This window comes from Methanoplanus sp. FWC-SCC4, assembly GCF_032878975.1.
Lineage (GTDB): Archaea > Halobacteriota > Methanomicrobia > Methanomicrobiales > Methanomicrobiaceae > Methanochimaera > Methanochimaera problematica.
In genome coordinates, this window is sequence record NZ_CP043875.1 from 1,021,072 (window position 1) to 1,040,976 (window position 19,905).

20 protein-coding genes are annotated in these 19,905 nt (G+C 38.2%); 7 read left to right on the plus strand and 13 right to left on the minus strand.

Annotated features, from left to right (window positions below; all coding sequences use genetic code 11):
* Positions 1-33: 33 nt before the first annotated feature.
* The 3 genes from F1737_RS05225 (at position 34) to F1737_RS05235 (ending at position 2,721) form a co-directional block, all read left to right on the plus strand.
* Positions 34-1,008: a radical SAM protein gene (locus tag F1737_RS05225; protein WP_317137718.1), complete on the plus strand. Its 975-nt coding sequence runs from the start codon at positions 34-36 to the stop codon at positions 1,006-1,008.
* A 174-nt stretch (positions 1,009-1,182) separates the two neighbouring features.
* Positions 1,183-2,196, plus strand: coding sequence for a PAS domain S-box protein (locus tag F1737_RS05230; RefSeq protein WP_317137719.1), 1,014 nt, complete (start codon positions 1,183-1,185; stop codon positions 2,194-2,196).
* Between the two features lie 105 nt (positions 2,197-2,301).
* Positions 2,302-2,721 (plus strand): pyridoxamine 5'-phosphate oxidase family protein, encoded by a 420-nt coding sequence (locus F1737_RS05235; RefSeq protein WP_317137720.1) that lies wholly within the window; start codon positions 2,302-2,304, stop codon positions 2,719-2,721.
* Positions 2,722-2,744: 23 nt separating this feature from the next.
* Here the strand turns inward: F1737_RS05235 and F1737_RS05240 are convergent, their stop codons facing one another.
* From F1737_RS05240 to F1737_RS05280, 9 genes are all read right to left on the minus strand, one after another.
* The gene (locus tag F1737_RS05240) at positions 2,745-3,917 is read right to left on the minus strand and encodes an argininosuccinate synthase (protein ID WP_317137721.1); all 1,173 of its coding nucleotides are present in this window, start codon (positions 3,915-3,917) and stop codon (positions 2,745-2,747) included.
* A 119-nt stretch (positions 3,918-4,036) separates the two neighbouring features.
* Complete coding sequence (locus tag F1737_RS05245; protein WP_317137722.1) at positions 4,037-4,519, minus strand: hypothetical protein; 483 nt, start codon at positions 4,517-4,519, stop codon at positions 4,037-4,039.
* A gap of 104 nt (positions 4,520-4,623) precedes the next feature.
* Positions 4,624-5,670, minus strand: a complete 1,047-nt coding sequence (locus tag F1737_RS05250) for a M42 family metallopeptidase (RefSeq protein WP_317137723.1) — start codon at positions 5,668-5,670, stop codon at positions 4,624-4,626.
* Between the two features lie 11 nt (positions 5,671-5,681).
* On the minus strand, positions 5,682-6,785 hold the full coding sequence (locus tag F1737_RS05255) for a pyridoxal phosphate-dependent aminotransferase (RefSeq protein WP_317137724.1): 1,104 nt from the start codon (positions 6,783-6,785) through the stop codon (positions 5,682-5,684).
* A 13-nt stretch (positions 6,786-6,798) separates the two neighbouring features.
* On the minus strand, positions 6,799-7,401 hold the full coding sequence (hxlB, locus tag F1737_RS05260; protein ID WP_317137725.1) for a 6-phospho-3-hexuloisomerase: 603 nt from the start codon (positions 7,399-7,401) through the stop codon (positions 6,799-6,801).
* A gap of 85 nt (positions 7,402-7,486) precedes the next feature.
* Positions 7,487-7,846 carry a hypothetical protein gene (locus F1737_RS05265; protein WP_317137726.1) on the minus strand — a complete coding sequence of 120 codons (360 nt, stop codon included), beginning with the start codon at positions 7,844-7,846 and terminating at the stop codon, positions 7,487-7,489.
* A 177-nt stretch (positions 7,847-8,023) separates the two neighbouring features.
* Positions 8,024-8,977: an ROK family protein gene (locus F1737_RS05270; protein WP_317137727.1), complete on the minus strand. Its 954-nt coding sequence runs from the start codon at positions 8,975-8,977 to the stop codon at positions 8,024-8,026.
* Between the two features lie 64 nt (positions 8,978-9,041).
* Positions 9,042-9,215, minus strand: a complete 174-nt coding sequence (locus F1737_RS05275) for a hypothetical protein (RefSeq protein ID WP_317137728.1) — start codon at positions 9,213-9,215, stop codon at positions 9,042-9,044.
* A gap of 263 nt (positions 9,216-9,478) precedes the next feature.
* Positions 9,479-9,817, minus strand: coding sequence for a hypothetical protein (locus F1737_RS05280; RefSeq protein ID WP_317137729.1), 339 nt, complete (start codon positions 9,815-9,817; stop codon positions 9,479-9,481).
* 187 nt (positions 9,818-10,004) lie between these two features.
* Between F1737_RS05280 and carA the strand changes: the two genes are divergently transcribed.
* The 3 genes from carA to F1737_RS05295 all read left to right on the plus strand — a co-directional run bounded on the left by carA (position 10,005) and on the right by F1737_RS05295 (position 15,687).
* Positions 10,005-11,060 (plus strand): glutamine-hydrolyzing carbamoyl-phosphate synthase small subunit, encoded by a 1,056-nt coding sequence (gene carA / locus F1737_RS05285; protein ID WP_317137730.1) that lies wholly within the window; start codon positions 10,005-10,007, stop codon positions 11,058-11,060.
* Positions 11,061-14,231: a carbamoyl-phosphate synthase large subunit gene (gene carB / locus F1737_RS05290; RefSeq protein WP_317137731.1), complete on the plus strand. Its 3,171-nt coding sequence runs from the start codon at positions 11,061-11,063 to the stop codon at positions 14,229-14,231.
* A gap of 151 nt (positions 14,232-14,382) precedes the next feature.
* Positions 14,383-15,687: a DUF5711 family protein gene (locus F1737_RS05295; protein ID WP_317137732.1), complete on the plus strand. Its 1,305-nt coding sequence runs from the start codon at positions 14,383-14,385 to the stop codon at positions 15,685-15,687.
* Positions 15,688-15,788: 101 nt separating this feature from the next.
* Here F1737_RS05295 and F1737_RS05300 read toward each other — a convergent pair whose 3' ends face one another.
* The 4 genes from F1737_RS05300 to F1737_RS05315 all read right to left on the minus strand — a co-directional run bounded on the left by F1737_RS05300 (position 15,789) and on the right by F1737_RS05315 (position 19,424).
* A complete protein-coding gene (locus tag F1737_RS05300; protein WP_317137733.1) occupies positions 15,789-17,405 on the minus strand; it encodes a putative manganese-dependent inorganic diphosphatase in 1,617 nt (538 codons plus the stop codon).
* Between the two features lie 177 nt (positions 17,406-17,582).
* On the minus strand, positions 17,583-17,777 hold the full coding sequence (locus F1737_RS05305; protein ID WP_317137734.1) for a helix-turn-helix transcriptional regulator: 195 nt from the start codon (positions 17,775-17,777) through the stop codon (positions 17,583-17,585).
* 26 nt (positions 17,778-17,803) lie between these two features.
* Positions 17,804-18,388 (minus strand): hypothetical protein, encoded by a 585-nt coding sequence (locus F1737_RS05310; protein ID WP_317137735.1) that lies wholly within the window; start codon positions 18,386-18,388, stop codon positions 17,804-17,806.
* A gap of 142 nt (positions 18,389-18,530) precedes the next feature.
* The gene (locus F1737_RS05315) at positions 18,531-19,424 is read right to left on the minus strand and encodes a cation diffusion facilitator family transporter (RefSeq protein ID WP_317137736.1); all 894 of its coding nucleotides are present in this window, start codon (positions 19,422-19,424) and stop codon (positions 18,531-18,533) included.
* Between the two features lie 173 nt (positions 19,425-19,597).
* Between F1737_RS05315 and F1737_RS05320 the strand changes: the two genes are divergently transcribed.
* A complete protein-coding gene (locus F1737_RS05320) occupies positions 19,598-19,876 on the plus strand; it encodes a hypothetical protein (protein ID WP_317137737.1) in 279 nt (92 codons plus the stop codon).
* The last annotated feature ends 29 nt before the right edge of the window (positions 19,877-19,905 follow it).

Here is a 19,905-nt window from a genome sequence, read left to right on the forward strand (position 1 = left end):
ATTAGTGCTAATACGCACACAGCTAAATACCTAATGACTGTAACAATATTTGGAAGCTTAAAAATGGATTATAAATATCTTTTCGGACCTGTTCCGTCCAGACGTCTTGGTATATCTCTTGGTATTGATTTAGTAACGCCGAAGATATGCTCATATAATTGTATATATTGCGAATGCGGAAAAACAACCTGTCTTACTGTCAACAGAAAGGAATTCGTTCCCGCAGAGATTGTTATTAAGGAACTGGATGATTTTTTAAGCAAAAATCCAAAAATAGATTATATCACCTTTGCAGGTTCGGGAGAACCAACATTAAACAGCGGTATCGGAAAAATTGCCGTTTTTCTAAAAGAAAAATATCCACAATATAAAACGGCCCTTTTAACCAATGGAAGTCTTTTGGGAGACAATGACGTTTTAAATGACTGTAAGGATATTGATCTTGTAGTTCCATCACTTGATGCAGCTTTGGAAAAATCATTTTTTAAAATCGACAGGCCTCACCACTCCCTGAAAATAGACGCCATAATAGATGGCATTGCAAAATTCAGGACTAATTTTTCAGGAAAAATGTGGCTTGAAATATTTCTTGTACCGGGCATCAATGATAAAGAAGAAGAAATTGAAGCATTAAACAGGGCAATTCTAAAAATAAATCCGGATAAAGTTCAGGTAAACATACTTGACAGGCCTGGAACTGTTGACTGGATCAGGCGCCCGGATGACGATGAACTAAAAAATTTTGCCTCAAAAATATTACATTCAAATGTGGAAATAACAGGTAAACCCGCAGACCGTGATACAATTGCCTCATTTTCCGGAGATATAAAACAAAAGATTCTTGAAACCATAAAAAGACGGCCCTGCACCCCTGATGATTTAAGTAAAATTCTCGGGCTTCATCAAAATGAAATCAATAAATATCTTGGATATCTGGTTGAAAATAATGAAATTGTCGAATCTGCTGAAGAAAGGGGAATATTCTACAAAGTAAAACAAAAAAATTAAGCAGATGAATTATATTTATTACCTCTTCTGACCTATTTTAGAGAAGATTGATATTATCATTCCAAATTTTAACAAAAATATCCTGAATGTTAATTTTAGAAGATAATGCAAAAAAATAATAGAGATAAAGAGTATTACGGGATTAAATAATAAATTAGAGAAAAGGGGTAAAATATGGATAAAAAAATTTATTCCGGAATTAGTTGTAATGAATCAGATATTGAGGCAGACAATATCCCGGATTCTGTTGTCATAATTGATGATGCCCTGAATGTTGTATTCTGGAATAAAGCTTCAGAATCACTATTCGGGCAAAGTTTTCATCAGACCAAAGGTAAAAATATTCTGATACTTCTAAAAGATGAAAATCTAAAAAACATAATCAGGGAATATTCAAATTATGTGGAAAATATTCCTGATGATTCTACCGGTTTTTTTAGAAAAGAGAGGCTAAACATTAACAATCAGGAGATCTGTATCGATTTCTCCATTTCATCATTTAATATCAATGAAACCGGCTATGCAGTCTTCATTGCAAGAGATGTTTCAAAACAAATCGAATCTGATTTTGAAAAAGAATATTTTACAAATATTGTCCTCTCATCAAATGATGCAATTATCGGGATATCCCTGGAAGGAGATGTTATAAGCTGGAATCCGGGTGCTCAAAGAATATACGGATACACCTCTGATGAAATATCAGGAAAAAATATAGACATACTCATTCCTGAAGAAAAAAAATATGAAATAAAAGCCGAGATTGAAAAAATTAGAAGCGGTAAGACAATAAGAAGTATGGAAACCGAAAGGATAACAAAATCAGGCAAAAAGATAAATGTTGTTTTTACTATGTCGCCTGTGAAAGACAAGTCCGGCGAAATAAAAAGTGCATCCATCATTGCAAGTGATATAACCTTTGAAAAAGAGGTTTTTAAAATAATGATTCGATACATCTCTGAAGCTGCAATGAGGCTCAAAAACCCTGCCGAAATGGTTCGTCTTAACTTATTCAATTTAATAGAACAAATTAAAAATGACTCGATAGAAAAAGAAAATCTGATTCTAAATCTGAACATACAGATGAAAAATACTCAACAGATTGTCCACAACCTCAGAGAATTAAATCAGGCAATCATTGGAAGCTACGATGAAGTACCTGATGAATATGTAAAATATTTCAATAGTTAATCTTTTTTAAATTAAACCGGTTATCAAAAATACTTTATAGATCAGGTTTTACTATTAACCAGCCGCAGCAGCCGGCTGATAATTAAACAGGAGAAACAGAAAAAAATGGTAAAATTAACTGATGAAATGAAAGAAGTATTCTTAAAGAATATGGAAATACTGCATGCAGTCCCGATGGCTACTGCATCATCAAAAGGCATCCCCAATGTGGCACCAATGGCATCCGTCTGGCTAAAGGATGACGATGAAACATTCTGGATCTGTGACAATTTCATGGTAAAAACCCTTCAGAATCTGAAAGAAAATCCTAATGTTGCTCTTTATTTCTGGAACCCTGAAACAAAACGCTGCCTTCAGGTAAAAGGAAATGTGGAAATAAAAACCGAAGGCTCCGAGTATGAAGAGATGTACAAACAGGTTAAAGAAACAAAACCTCAGTTTCCTGCCAAATCACTTATTGTTTTAAACAGCACTGAAGTTTTTGAATGCACACCCGGGAGTGTTGCAGGAAATAAAGTTCTTTAAAAAAATTAATCTAAAAATATTTTTTATTTTAAAAGTCTTGCCTGGAATCCGTAATATGCGGAGAATCCAACTGCATCATTCTGATCAATTGTTGTGCTTTCAAAGGATACGAGATCGTCAGAGTAAAGACTGTTTGGTGAATCTCTGCCTGCAACAGTGACGCTTCCCTTGTATAATATCAGATCTACATTTCCGGAAACTCTCTCCTGTGTTTTGTCAACAAATGCAGAGAGTGCTGCAAAGAGAGGTTCATGAATAAGTCCCATGTAACCCAGTTCAGACCATTTGTCATCGACAATATTCTTGAATGCAAGTTCCTGACGGCTTAAAACAAGGCGCTCAAGATCAGCATGTGCTTTTAAAAGAACTGTGGCTGCAGGGTGCTCGTAAATTTCACGGGCTTTAAGACCAAGAATACGGTCCTCAATCATATCATTTCTGCCCACTCCGTTTCTGCCGGCAATTTTATTCAGTTCCATTATTAAATCAATGCCTTTCATCCTGTTCCCGTTAATTGCCACAGGGATACCCTTCTCAAATTCAAGGGTAATTTCTTCAGGAGTGTCAGGTGCATCCTGTGCGGAAACAGTCCATGCATAGATATCATTTGTCGGATGTGTAGATGGATTTTCCAAAACACCGCCTTCAATGCTTCTGCTCCAGCAGTTTTCATCAATTGAATATGGTTTGTCTTTTACAACAGGAACAGGAATATTGTGCTGTTCAGCATAATCCATCTCCCATTCGCGTGTAAGATTCATCTCACGCATTGGTGCAATAATCTCCAGACCTTCTTTTCTGAAGATAAAGTCAAAGCGAAGCTGATCATTTCCTTTACCGGTACATCCGTGGGCAACGGTATTTGCACCCTCTGCTTTTGCTATTTTTGAGATCTCTTCTGCAATTAAAGGTCTTGCAAGAGCGGTTCCCATCGGGTATCCCTCGTATGAACCATTTGCCTTTATTGACGGGAAAAGCTGTTCTTCAACAAAGCGATCTTTAATATCGATTGTATAGTGCTTGTCTCCAATCAGTTCTCCTTTTTCCGTAGCTTTCTGAATATCTTCAGGAGGCTGCCCCACATCTACTGCGACTGTAATGACTTCATCGTATCCATAATGCTCTTTTAAAAGCGGAACACAAATTGAAGTGTCAAGACCGCCTGAAAATGCCAAAACGACTTTTCCTTTACCCATTATTTTATTCTCCTTTAATGATAAACAGATAAAAAATTCTGTATATACAAATTGTTTTCAAATAATTTAAGACTGCTTAAGCGATTAAAATTAAAAAAAGTTTGGTAAAAAATAAAAATTTAGAGCTTTTCAGGAACAAGACTGTCGTATATAACATATGTTCCGATATTGCCGTCAAAAGTTACAGTAACTTTAACTCTTTCCTGAGATTTTGGATTCCCTTCAAATTCAACCTGATTCCCGACATTAGTTGCGCTTAACTCTTTGCTTTCATGGTTTCCGTCAGGGTAGTAAACATCAACAACTATATTGTTTACAAAATTCTGCCCAAGTCCACCTCTGAAAATTGCAGTAATGGTACCATAAATGCCGTCCTTGTTTACCTGAACATCAACCTTGTACTTTGCCTCAGGCTGTTCTACAGAACCCGGAACCATCTGCACACTCTGTGTAGGCTCACTAAAAGGAGTGGGTGTTACTGTCTTTGCCGTATCCGGTGTACTCTCAGGTGTTGCACTTCCTGAATCACTACCGGTACATCCTGCAAAAAATGTCATTGAAACAAGAAAAACTGCCAGAATAATGAATAATAATTTTTTCATAGATATGCTTATATGACTGTTAATTATTTTATATTTTTGATTAGGAGAATTATCCTGGAAAAATTACGTGAATTATGTATAAAAAATAAAAATTATGGATTTTATTAGTTTTTGCTGAAATCAGGCTTTGTTTTTAATGCTTCCACAAGGAGCTTAATTCCGTTTTCAACATCTTTTAAGTCAACCACTTCGACAGGGGAGTGAATATACCTTGATGCAATTGAGAAAGGAATGCTTGGAATTCCGTCTCTTACAAGGTGAATGATTGTTGCATCCGTGTTTCCGCCTTCTCCTACCTCAAGCTGGTATGGAATTTCGTTTTTGTCTCCGACATCTCTAAGCCAGTCTGAAAGTTTCCAGTCTGCCATCAGGCCTCTTCCGGCAGCACTGACCAGAACAAGTACAGGACCTTTACCCATCTCAACTGTCGCTTCCTTCTTAGTAATTCCCGGATGATCGCCTGGGATTGTCACATCGGTTGCGATTGCACAGTCAGGTTCAATTGCAAAAGCGCTGACCTTTGCACCTTTAAGGCCCAGTTCTTCCTGTACTGTAAACACACCGTAGATTGTGTGAGGGGATTTTGCCTGCTTAAGTGTTTCAATTAATACTGCAACACCAACACGGTTATCAAGTGCTTTTCCGGTAACACGATCATTTGCAAGTTCCATTAATTCACGATCAATCGTAATCGGAGTGCCGATTTCAATTCCCATCTCTTTTAACTGTTCCTCTGATGTTGCTCCGACATCAATGAACATATCTTCGATTTTGATCTCCTTTTTACGATCTTCAGGGGTCATAACATGAGGAGGTTTTGCACCGATTACTCCGATAACATCGCCTTTTTTACCGTGTACAATGACTCTCTGGGTATATACTGTCGGGTTAAACCATCCTCCGATTGGGACGAATTTGATAAAGCCCTTCTCATCAATATACTGGACCATAAATCCGATTTCATCCATATGGGATGCAATCATGAACTTAAAATCGTCACCTTTTTTGACAGCAATCAGGTTTCCCATCTTGTCTTCGTAGATGTCATCAACGTGGCCTTCAAGTTCTTTTCTTATAATATCTCTGATATTTCCCTCATAGCTCGAAAGACCATGAGCATCAGAGAGTTCTTTAAGTAATTCTTTTACCATAATTATCCTTCCTAAATTGCGCTTTCAATTCTCTTTAAAGCTTCATTTATGTTGTCTTCAGAAGCTGCGTAACTGAATCTGACATAATCTTTTGCATTGTTTCCAAATGCATCTCCGGGAATTGCAACAACTCCTGCATCAATTATTTTTGCAAAGATTTCACCAGACATCGGAACAAACATGTAAAAGGCACCTTCTGGTTTTGGAAACTCAAATCCAAGATTTTTAAGTCCGTTATACAGTAATTCCCTTCTTTTTGCATATTCGTTTCGCATTTCCATGACACAGTCCATACTGCCGGTGTAAGCTGCAATAGCTGCATATTGTGATATTGATGTTGCACAGGTCTGACAATACTGGTGAACTTTAAGACACTGTTCAATACAGTCTTCAGGCCCTCCGATAAATCCTATTCTCCATCCTGTCATTGAAAATGTTTTGCTTGCAGCATTTATTGTCAATACATCATCTGAATAATTAGCCGCAGAATAGTGACTTTTGTCATATACAAAATGTTCATACACTTCATCAGAAATTATTGAAACTCCCATATCTTCAGCATATTCTGAAATTGCTTTTATGGTTTCCTCACTCTCAACGGCACCTGTAGGATTTCCGGGAGAGTTTAAAACAAGGACTTTTGCTCCGTCCATCTGCTCTTTACAAGCTTCAACATCAATATGAAGTGTTTCATCAAGTTTAATTCCCTCAGGCTTTCCGCCGGCAAGAACCGCACATTCCCTGTATGAAACAAACCCCGGATCCTGATATAATACACGATCGCCGTTGTCTACAAGAGTCTGCATCGCAATATGCAAAGCCTCGCCTGCACCCGCTGTAACAATAATCTGATCAGGTGTGTAATTTAGACCATTTTCATTTTTAAACTTGTTACTTAAAGCCTGCCTTAGTTCAGGAACTCCACTGTTGAAGGTGTAGCCTGTAAGGTTATCTTCAATGGCTCTGATTCCTGCCTGCTTTATATGTAGTGGTGTAGGGAAATCCGGCTGTCCGATACCTAAATTTATCGAATCCGGCTTTGCTTTCTGAAAAAATTTTCTGATGCCGGACATTTCAATTCCAAGCACCCTTTCGGAATAGACATTTCTGTCCATTATAATATCTCCATTATTCGATGTTTGCATGTCTTCCTTTAAGATCACACTCTTCACATTCGGTAATTTCCATAATTGCGGAAATAATGGAATCGCTAAATACCATTGATGCTGTTTCAAAGAGTGTTCCCAAAGGTGCAAATGATTTATGCTCGCCCATCATCTGGCGAATTTCATATTCTTCCGACTCATCCTTTACTTTGTCGCGGTGACTTTCGATTACAACCACACAGTTGGCAATTCTTCCAATCCTAGAATCTGTTTTGGAAGATACAAGGCATATTCTGCCGCCTATTGACTTTGCGGTTTCACAGAGTTCTGCAATTGTTTTTGTCTCTCCCGAGCCTGAAAAAGCAACTACGATGTCGCCCTCTTTCATTGCCGGCGTAATGGTTTCTCCGATGACATAAGAACGTAAACCCAGGTGCATAAGTCTCATTGCAAAAGCCTTTGCGACAAGACCTGATCTTCCCGCACCCATCACATAGATACGCTCTGCATTTAGTATTTCGTCAATAAATTTCTGAACCTGTTCATCAGAGAGAGAATCAGCCATATCCTCTATTTTTGATGCCATAAGGCGAATCATATCCTGAACTGTTTTACATTCTGACATAAGCTATCCCTATCATTATCTCTCAAAATAATTAGAATATCCCTTTTTTGTATAATTATATTCCGAAAAAATAAAAGAACAAATCCTATTCATATCCAATGGGGGTTTCTTCAGTTTCTTCTTTTTCCGGGAGATATTCATATTCCACAAGATCAACATATATGCCCCCGAAAATTTCTGCAGTGAAATTATAAAGCAGAGAGAATGTTGCACCCAGAACAAATCCTCCAAATCCAAGACCAAGTGAGGTAATTATTATGTTTACAAGTCCTCCCACCAGATCTGATCCTGCCTTTAAATATGAATAATCGCTCAGCGGAGCAATTACTATTGCAAATAATCCAAGTATTGTTGTTATAAGTGCAACTATGAATCCAAATATTAAAAAAATAGTTCCTGTGACTATTGCTGCTGATATAACATCTATATAAGTAATCTCAGGCATCTCCCCCAAAAACCCTCCATCTTAATGTGTCCTATGCCTTTGACACTAAAATATGTTTTGAATCATCAGGAATTTTGTCCGATTGGATATGGATTAAAAATAACCCTGAAATAATGACTACATCAAAATCACACAAACCAATTTCGGGGAGTCCCCAACTGTATAATATAAAATAATTCAGATGCTTTCGTCTTTTATACAGACCTTTTGAAAAGAATAATATGCCGCACCATATAATGGTGAAAGTCCGTTTAGACTGCTGAACTCAATTTTTGGCATTTTAAGATATGAATCATAATGTTTTTTAATACCTGTTAATATCTCATCCCTGTTTGATAATGCAACACTGCCGTCAAGAATAATTTTTTCAGGAGAATATGCCAGAACAACATTTGATATACCTCTCGCATTTATTTTCCCGAGTTCATCAAGAAATAATACATATTCTTTCTCTCCCTGTTTTGCATTTCCAAAAATATTTTCAGCGCTTTGGCATTTTTCCTCGTCAAAAGGATAGCCTTTTTGATTACAAAATGCCCTGAAAAATCGTGGAATGTTTGCACCCGAAGAATATGCCTCCCAGTGTCCCTTTCCTTTGCACAGGCATGGCAGGTTATAGGAAGTGTCTACACAAAAATGACCAATCTCCCCTGCATTTCCATCCCTTCCAAGAATGAGATTTCCGTTCGCATAGGCTCCCCCGCCAATACCTGTTGATATGGTAATATATACCAAATTTTCGCATTTTTGACCACTTCCTGCATATATTTCTCCCAAAACACCTGCACGACAGTCATTTATCAGATAAACATCTTTTTGGAATTCATCTTTTAAGGGCTGCACAATATCAATATATTCATATTTCATATTGGGTGAATTTACAACAAGACCTTTTGAAATATCAAGAGGTCCTGCCGAAGAAACTCCGATGGACAATATTTTTTGAACTTCTTTTGGTCGAATTAATTCATAAATAAGATCAATTATCCTGTCGGTTACAACTATCCCGATATTGCCGGTATCGGGAGTTTTTGATTTGATTATCTTCTTTAATTTTCTCCCGCCAAATAATGCGACCCGGAGATTTGTTGCCCCGAGATCTACTGCAATAATATTTTTTTCATCATACATACTTATCATAAATATTTATTGAGGCTGTTTTCGCCAGCATTTTTGAATATAAATAACTCTTTTATCAGTTATCCTCAATTAATAATCCTCTCTCCTGTTTTTTAAAACCCTGCATATATGGAATTATAGTTATAAATGGGATTAAACAGTCATGTTTTGGAGAGGATTTGGAATCACACATTCGGGAATCATCAAAACCCTTAACGCTTGGAATACTTGGAAAATCTGTTTCTTTCAAAATTCACACATATTTATGGGGCCCTTTTTTGATTACAGTCTTCATACACATATATATCTCAGCCGGCCTGATAAATTCAGGCATATCTGAAAAGAAAAATAAAGAAAAATGAAAATTTTTGAAAATGTTAATAAAAAATTTATAGCGTGATTAAGACTAAAAATAGAGATATCCACCTGAATTTTTTAGATTAATTTAATGCCCTGCATCGAAAAGAAAAATTTATTTTAAAAAATGTGTGTTTGAATAATTAAATCAAATATCTATATTTCTTTGTCAATCTCTTCCCTGATCTGAGGCAGTGAGATTCTGCCGATAGGTGTAAGATGGTTGTTTACAAGAATTATAGGAAGGGGAGGCTGGTTCTTTTCAATTATTTCTGCAACGTATTCCGGCAAACCATCATCAAGAAGTGTAAGCTTTGTCTCCACTTTTCCTTTATAGAGATGATTTAAACGATCATTTAGTGCATTAAAAGCTTTGACAAGGTTTTCTGAAGGGGCACACTTTTCAAGTTCACATGTGCGATCCCCGTCACAGGGAAATGGTCCGCAGGCTGAATCACTAAATCCGATTACTTCAACAGTTACTATACTACTCATACAGGTTTATTGTCATTATTAGTATTTGGAATTTGCAATATATCCTTTAGACTGATTTATAAAACAAAATAGATTCTGCCCAGCAACCTGCGGTTTGAATACTGAAACTATATACAATAAATATGAAAAAAATTTCCTGTTCCAGAGTCATTAAATGCCATAAATACCAACATTTAATGATTATTGAATGAAGGCAGTTCTGGGTCTTGAAAACGGTGAATATATTATAGGCGATGGTTTTGGTGCAGAAGGCACCACCGCCGGTGAACTTGTATTTACAACCCAGATGGGCGGTTATATGGAAGCACTCACTGATCCGAGTTACGCGGGTCAGATTCTGATGTTTACATATCCGCTTATCGGGAATTATGGAGTGGATGAACAAAATTTCCAGAGTCCGCATGTTAATGCGCTCGGATGTGTTGTTAACGAAATATGTCAGCGGCCTTCGTCAAACAGGTCATTGAGTTCTTTTTTTGAGGAAAACAATCTTTTTGGAATTTCCGGTGTTGATACAAGAAAACTTACAATTGATACAAGAGTAAACGGTACACTTCGTGCTGCCCTGATTACAGGCGATGACAACGGAGAATATGCCGTTGAATGTGCAAAAAAAGTAAAACCAATCTCAGAAACCGATCTGTTGTCCCAGGTCTCCTGCAAAGAGCCATACCGAATCCCCGGAAAAGGAAAAAGGATTGCGGTAATTGATCTCGGCATAAAGAAAAATATTGCAGTTTCCTTAAGAAAACGCGGTGCCGATCTTTATATGTTCCCGCATAACTCTTCGCCTTCTGACATTGAAGCATGCGAACCGGAAGCAATTTTCATAACAAACGGCCCCGGTGACCCTGTACTTGCAACCGATGCAGTAAAATGTGCAAAGCATTTCATCGGTCAGATGCCCGTATTTGGAATTTGTATGGGAAATCAGGTATTAGGCCGTGCTTTTGGTGCAGAAACATACAAAATGAAATTCGGGCACAGGGGATCAAATCAGCCTGTCAGGCATCATGATGGTTCAATATATATAACAACCCAGAACCACGGTTTTGCAGTTGACGGAGACACTCTTCCTGAAGATTGTGAAATATACTTCTCAAATGTAAACGATGGTTCACTCGAAGGGTTCTTCTCAAAAGATCTTGATGTCTACTGTGTTCAGTTTCACCCGGAGGCACATGGAGGTCCGTGGGACACAGAAAAGACTATTTTTGATTTCATGTACAGGAGGATCCCTTAAATGCCGCTACGAAATGACATAAAAAAAGTAATTCTCATCGGTTCAGGGCCAATTCAGATAGGTCAGGCTGCCGAATTTGATTTTTCAGGATCGCAGGCCTGCAGATCTATTCGTGAAGAAGGAATTGAAGTAGTACTTGTAAATTCAAATCCTGCAACAATACAGACAGATCCTGATATGGCAGACATCATCTATGTCGAGCCGTTAAAAGCAGATATAATTGCAAAAATAATTGAAAAAGAGAAACCTGACGGAATTCTCAGTGGAATGGGCGGTCAGACAGGTCTTAACCTGACTGCCGAACTTGCTGAAATGGGTGCTTTAAAGGGTGTGGAAATACTTGGAACTCCGCTTGAAGCAATCTACAAAGGTGAGGACCGCGAGCAGTTCAAGGAGCTCATGAATGAAATTGGTGAACCTGTACCAAAAAGTATGATCCTTGAATCAATGGCACAGATTGACGAAGCTTATGAAACAGTCGGTCTCCCTGCAATCATCAGACCTGCATACACTCTTGGAGGTGCAGGCGGTGGAGTTGCAAACACATATGATGAACTAAAAAGGATTGTTGAGCTTGGCCTTCAGCGTTCACGTATCCATCAGGTGCTCATAGAAGAGAGTGTTATCGGATGGAAGGAAATCGAATTTGAAGTAATGCGTGACTCATCCGACACCTGTATCATCATCTGTGGTATGGAAAATGTTGACGCAATGGGTGTTCACACCGGCGAGAGTGTTGTAGTGGCCCCTATCCTGACATTGCGCGATGACGAGTTCCAGCGTCTTAGAACCTCGGCAATAAAAATCATCCGTGCCCTGGATGTTCAGGGGGGCTGCAATGTTCAGATGGCCTATAAAGACGGGGACTACAGAATTATTGAAGTCAACCCCCGTGTATCACGCTCATCAGCACTTGCTTCAAAAGCAACAGGTTATCCAATCGCCCGTGTAGCTTCAAAAATAGCAGTCGGATTAAGACTTGATGAAATCAAAAACACTGTTACCGGATGCACACCTGCATCTTTTGAACCTGCAATAGACTATGTTGTTGTAAAAGTTCCAAGATGGCCGTTTGATAAATTCAAAAAAGCAGACCGGACACTTACAACTGCAATGAAGAGTACAGGGGAGGTAATGTCAATTGGAAGGACTCTCGAAGAGGCCTTTATGAAAGCCATGAGATCTCTTGATACCGATGTAACGGAACATACATCAGAGGCAGAGATCAGGATGCTTTTGCAGCATCCGACAGATGAACGCTTTGGATGCCTCTTTGATGCTTTCCGTCAGGGGATGGAAGTTGAGGAGGTTTCAAAGCTTTCCTATATTGACAGTTTCTTTTTGCATAAAATCGCAAATATTGTCAGTGTTGAAAAAAGCCTGAAAACCGCTCCTTCAGATGAAGATATAATTCTTGCAAAGAGATACGGATTTACAGTAACTGAAATCAGTGCTCTTTCAGGAATCCCTGAAGAAAAAATTGAGGATCTGACAGGAAGTCCTGTCTACAAAATGGTCGACACCTGTGCTGCCGAATTCCCTGCCAAAACACCTTACTTCTATTCAACTACAGGCAGTGCCTGTGAAATAGAGAGGAGCGATAAAGAAAAAGTCCTTATTTTGGGCTCAGGTCCTATCCGTATCGGCCAGGGAATTGAATTTGATTACTGCACTGTCCATGCTGTAATGGCTCTCAGAGAACGCGGAACAGAAGTTCATATTGTAAACAACAATCCCGAAACAGTTTCCACTGATTTTGATACATCCGACAGACTGTTCTTTGAACCTATGAAACTTGAGGATATTACAAACATCCTCAAAAAGGATGAATATGCTGGAGTCATGGTTCAGTTCGGAGGACAGAATTCCGTAAATCTTGCCGTTCCTATTGAAGAGAAGATAAAAGAACTCGGCCTTAACACAAAGATTCTCGGAACAACCCCTGATTCAATGGATATGGCAGAGGATCGTGACAGATTCAGTCAGCTTCTCGATGAACTGATGATACCGTCACCTGCAAACAGTTCTGCATATTCTGAAGAAGAAGCGTTTGAAATCGCAAAAAAAATCGGATACCCGCTTTTAGTCAGGCCTTCATATGTTCTTGGCGGAAGGGCAATGGAGCTAGTCCACGATGACATCGAACTTCAAAATTACATAAAGGAAGCAGTCCGTGTCAGTAAAAAACACCCTGTCCTTCTGGATTCTTTCCTCCAGAATGCAGTGGAGCTTGACGTTGATGCTGTTTGTGACGGCGAGGATGTTTTAATCGGCGGAATTATGGAGCACATTGAAGAAGCCGGTGTTCACAGCGGGGATTCTGCATGTGTAATTCCGCCCCAGTCATTATCAGACGATATTATTTCAACCGTCAGGGATTACACCAAAAAACTTGCTCTTGGAATCGGCGTTGTTGGTCTTATTAACATCCAGTATGCTGTAAAAGACGGTGTTGTATATGTTATTGAGGCAAACCCGCGTGCAAGCAGAACAGTGCCGTTTGTTTCAAAGGCAACCGGAATTCCTCTCGCAAAGATTGCCGCTCTTGCAATGACGGGAATCAGATTAAAGGATCTGGAATACAAAGAGCCAACATTAAATCACGTTGCAGTTAAGGAAGTTCTGCTGCCATTTAACAAACTACCCGGAGTGGACGCAGTCTTAGGTCCGGAAATGAAAAGTACCGGCGAAGTCATGGGAATAGACTATGATTTCGGTCGTGCATATTACAAGGCAAGTCGCGCTGCAGACAATCAGCTTCCGCTTGAAGGAACGGTCTTTATTTCAATAGGAAATGAAAACAAACCGGATATCATACCAATCGCCAGAAAACTCTGCGAACTTGGCCTTTCAATCATTGCAACAAGCGGAACAGTTGATTTACTTGCAGGAAATAACATTCAGGCAAAACTGGTACGCAAAGTTCAGGAAGGATCACCAAATGTCATAGACATCATGAGAAAAGGTGAGGTTAGCCTGATTATCAACACTCCGTCCGGCAAATATTCACGCCAGGATCATATGCAGATTATGCGTGCGGCACTTGATTTCGGAATCCCGTATATTACAACACTTCAGGCCGCAAGGGCTGCTGCAATGGCTATTGAAACAATGAAGAACGAAGACGTGACAATTGAGCCATTAAGTCATTATCATAATCTGATGAATTAATCAGGTTAAAAAAAATTTTCACATTCTTTTTTTACTTTTTAAAAAACTCAGGCGACTGTTCATATTTTACAATGAATATTTATACAGACACCTCTAAAAAGCATTAAATCGTATGATTGTTTTAATGTTCTTTTCAGGAGGACTCTAAAAAATGAACAGGAATATTATGTTAATAAAAAAGTCTGCCTTATATTTTGTGCTGATAATTCTGATATTATCACTTTTACCGGCAGCTGCATCTGCACAATCGGATGCAACACTTCTTTGGAAATACACACAGAACACAAATTTTGCAGATACTGACATATCATCGGATGGAAATTTTGTGCTTGCAGGAGGAACTAATTCAAAGGTTTATCTGTTGAACAAAGCAGGAAATTTATTGTGGGAAAAGCAGGTTGACGGTGCTGTCAGCGGCCTTTCAATATCAGATGATGCACAGTATGCCTCTGTCGGTACAAAATCCGGTTCACTGTATGTCTTTGACAGGGACGGTAATATCCTTTGGACAAAGAAAATGGGTGAGGTTGTATATGATGCCACTGTATCGGCCCACGGAGGATTTGTTGCCGCAGGCTCAAATGACGGCAATCTGTATCTGTACAAAACAGGAGGGGAACTTGTCTGGAAGAAAAGTATAGGGGGGGACATCTATGGTGTTTCCATAAGTTCAGACGGAAGCCTGATCGCCGCAGGACAAAAACTCTTCAATGTGTATCTGTATGATCTTGACGGCAACAGGTTATGGTCATATAAAACCGATGAACAGGTCTTTGATGTTGATATATCACCGGACGGAAGTATAATTGTTGCAGGATCTGCTGACGGGAGAGTTGATGTGATTGATAAATCCGGTAAAAAAATATGGGGCACAAATATAATGACCCCTGTAAACGGAGTATCTTCATCATTATACGGCAAATATGTTGCACTTGGTGGAAATGACAATTATGCCAGACTCTATTCTGATAACGGACAGTTTGTTCTCAAATATTTAACATTTGGAAACATCAGGGGCATCTCCCTCTCACCTGAAGGCATGCATATGTCTGTCGCTTCTAATGACGGAAATATCTATTTCCTCTCACTCCCGCTGACTACCATACCGACACCCGCCCCATTACCGACTGTAACTCCGCTTCCCCCTGTTGGAAGCGGTGAACTGATTGTAAATTCCAGTCCCTCCGGGGCAAATATATACCTTGACAATGCATATGCAGGACTCACCCCTTTGACATTAAAGGATGTATCAGCCGGCACTCATAAAATAATTGTCAAAATGGCTGGTTATGAAGACTGGAATTCTGAGATATATATGGAGGGCGGACAGAAAAGTTACATCTCAGCTGAACTCACACCCATGAAGCCTCCAGCAGAAACACCAGTTCAGCCCGTAACAGTGCTTACCGGCCTGTTTATCGGAATGATGATACTTTTTGTCAGTAAAAAGGACTGATAAAGACTCTTCACATTCAAATTTTTTTAATTATCTTTTGGCATTATAACTTTGAAAGATAAAAAATTCCGGATTATTTTTAAAAAAATTAGATATTTATATCAGAGATCTTTTATTATCTTACCAAACCAGGGTATAAAATCATTTTTCCTTGACATCATCCCGTCTTTTCTTAAAGGCTGTTCTTTTCCCTTCATCTGATGAATAAAAAGACCTCCTGCATCAATATATACATCGCTTCCGTTTTCAACAACACTTGTTAAAAGCGCAGCCGAGATGTCTGAATTGCTTTCGTTTTTTATTTTTTTAAGCTCTTTGGATATAATATCAGAATTATTCCCGGAGAATTCAAATGTTGGTATCATGACCTGGGATATTGTGACTTTTTTCCCAAAGAGTTCATACTGTTTTATGTCTCTTTTGAGAAGTGTCTTAATATCGTAACCGTCCAGATTCATACCTTTCTGGATAAGTTCGGTTCCATAAACCACCGGATCAACCTCTGCGATAGGAGAGAGATATTCCACCATTTTTTTGTCTTTTGTAGTGGTTGTTGAAAGTCTTAGAACAAGAGTGTCTGATAGTATTCCTGAGAGAAGAATCCCTGCAATATTCTTATCCGGTTTTATTCCTTCCTCAAGGTACTTTCCGGCAATAATTGTTGATGTCGAACCCACAGGTTCATTTAAGAATCCAATTGGTTTCAGGGTAGTTATTGCCCCAAGTCTGTGGTGATCAATTATTTCGAGAATTTCAGCTTTCTCAATGCCATCCACAGCCTGTGCATATTCGTTGTGATCAAGCAATATGACCTGTTTTAAGACATTTTCAAGAAATGTATTCCTGGATATCATACCGATTAATTTGTTTTGTCCGTCAACGACACAGGCAGTACGGTATCTTGAACTTGAAACGAGCTGCTTTGCATAATCAATTGAATCCTCTTTTCTAACGGTCGGAACATCCCTGGCCATAATGTGACTTGCCGGAAGTGAGAGGTTTATCATTTTTCCGACGCCAAAGGCATCCAGATTTGTTGAGATCAGGGCAACCCCCTTCTCTGTCGCTGCTTTAATTACCCTGTCACCAACCGGTGCACTGTCTGCAATAATCAGTGCCGCAATCCCGGCTGAAATCAGTGCAAGCTGTGCCGGTTCATTGTCCCCCACAACTGCAACGTCGTTATGGGTCAGCCTTGATAATGTCACATGAAGTGCATCTATTGCAATGTACACCCTGCCTTCAAGCAGATCTCTTGACGGAACCAGTATTTTTCCATTAAGAATCCTTGTAATCGTGGTAAGTTTTATCGGAGATATTGAAAGCTGCTCGATTTTCTGTCGTCTTACATATGCCTGGGCCAGACCGTGCTCACTCATAAGCCCGGTCAGTTTGCCCTCCTTGTTTGTGATCGGAATATTACGGACATTATTCTCATCCATCATTGCGATGATATCAATTGACGGCACATCTTCTTCGGCATTTATTGAATAAATAAAAGGAAGATCTGAGATGTTCGGCTCAACATTTTCAATGAATTCCGGAATATCAGTATTGAATTTATCAAGTGCATATCTGGTTTCGTCATTTATTTCCCCGCAGCGTGAAGGTATGTAAACTTGACCGTTTTTCTGGTTTAAAAGCGCAGCATACCCTATAGCACTGCATATGGAGTCCGTATCCGGATTTTTGTGACCGATAACATATATTCTGCTCATTTAAAAATCTCCGCCGGAAAAATCATCATATTTTTTTATCTGTTTGTCCGGGATTTATATGATTTTTGGGGTCTTTGAAAGTTTTGTCTGTTATTGTATTTATACACTGAAATGCTCCGGAAAAAATAACTATATAAAATATAATGGAAATAAAAAAAGAAGCATTTTTTTAACTCTTCATTCATCCAGAATAAACAGTTCATATATGTCTGATTCAAGTGCTTTTGAAATATCATATGCAAGTTTTAATGAAGGGTTATATTTTCCTTTTTCAAGAAATACGATGGTTTCCCTCCTCACACCGACGATTCCGGCAAGTTCAGCCTGTGTTAAATCATTTTTGGCTCTGAATTCTTTTATCCGTGTTTTCATAGATATATATCTCCAAAAAATTTAGATCAGCTGAAATTACCCATTTTCATTATATACAACTGAATCACCGCCGCGCTGAATGGCATAAAAAATATCAGTAAACCCAGCAGAATTTCAGGTGCCACATTCAGAATATTTAGAGACATTAAAAAAAGCATAGCAATTGCAAGTACTAACGACAGACACCATGAATATGAAAAAGAGAGTGAATCAATCTTTTGTGAAAGTTCATCTTTGATAATGAAACCCTGGTTTTTTTTCAGATTAAATCCACAGTACATTAGTATGACAGCACCTGTTAAAATCCAGATTAATGAAGGCAATATTGAATTAAAGCTGTATATATCAAAATTATTGTAAGAGATTACAAGATAAGTAAATCCTGCCCCGAATAACATGAATAAAATTCCAAGCAGTGTTCCTGCCAGATATGATATTTTGTTATCCGAAATTTTGATTACTGATATAACAAATACAATTATTCCAAGTCCGTAAATTACTGACAATAAATTATGATTCCCAATTATACTTTCATAAAAAAGCATCCCCGCAAATACAATAATTATGGCTAAAGCCCCGATTACAGGCCAGAAGCCTGCTTTATACCTCATAATTTCAATTCCCCCTTTTAATTTATGTTATCTTTATCAAACATTTTGTTAGAAATAGATAACTCAGATGCCAAATGATACTTTATAATATTTAATACATCTCCTAAAACTATCTGTTAATTACTGATGCTTTTTAAAAAACCTAATATTCTTCATCTTCAGTCATTTCACACAATTCTCCTTCTTTTTCAATTTCAATGGTCGCATGATCAATTCCAAGTCTTTTGGCAGTTCTTTTGACAGAACATTTTATTCTGTTGATATCGTTAAAAGTGCAGTTTTTGTCTATTACCACATGCAAAGTAATTATGTGATGTTCCCCGTCCAGTGACCATATATGAATATCATGAACATCGGTTATATCCTGGATATTATTAAGAGCTGATTCAACCTCTGTCACAGATACCTCACGGGGGACGCCCTGAAGAAATATTACCAGCACTTCTTTGAGATTCCTGACAACATTATAAAAAATAAATATCGTGATAATTATAGATAAAATCGGGTCGAGAACCGGCAGGTTCCAGAAATACATAATTGTACTTACTATTAACACAGCCATCCATCCAAAAAAATCCTCCAGAAGGTGCCAGGTTACAAGCTTTTCATTAAGGCTTTTGCCGCCGTAGACCCTGTATGCAGCAGCTCCGTTTATTATAACTCCGAATATTGCAAGAATGAACATTCCTGCGGCATTCGGCTCTCCGGGTACAAACAATCTTGGAATTGCCTGTGATAAAATAAAAACAGAACCAATTATCAAAACAACAGCATTAATTAATGCCGATAAAAGAGAAAGGCGTTTTAAGCCATACGAGTATCTTTCAGTCCTCCCCTCTTTTGCAATGTGCTCAAATATCCAGGAAAGCCCAAGAGAGAAAGAGTCGCCCATATCATGCACAGCATCTGCAATAATTGCAAGACTTCCAGTGTAAAAACCACCGATAAACTCAATTATTGTAAATATTAAATTCAGAAAAAATGCCAGCCGTATATTCTCTTCAGCCCTTTTTTCTGAATTTTCCTTAGCCGGCATAATAACCTATCCTGTTTTTAATTCTATAAAAACAGATCCAACATTCATTTTTTTAACTGACAAAACCGACTCTCAAAAAAGATTGCCATATATTTGTTTTAATTAAAAACCCGCCATCATCAGTTAAAATAAATCAAAAATCTCTTATTATAGTGAGATAATAATCTTAACTAATGGTCTGGATAAAATCTCTTGAGGAAAGTTATCTAAATGTCGACAATGTCCTCTCCATAACATTTGACAAAAAATGTAATTCATTTGTAGCAGTAGTCGGATATAAAGAAGCAAGACTTCAGCATAAAATATTTCAAAACAAACTCCTCGATAATATTCTGGCAGGTGACAAGCCAAGGAGTAATGATGAAATTATCGAAGAAATGATTGGATATATTGAGAAAGCAAAAGAAGGAACGCAATCAAAAATCCTGGATTTTACTATTCTTTTAAATTAAATTTATCAAAAATCTTTCTTATGTTAAGA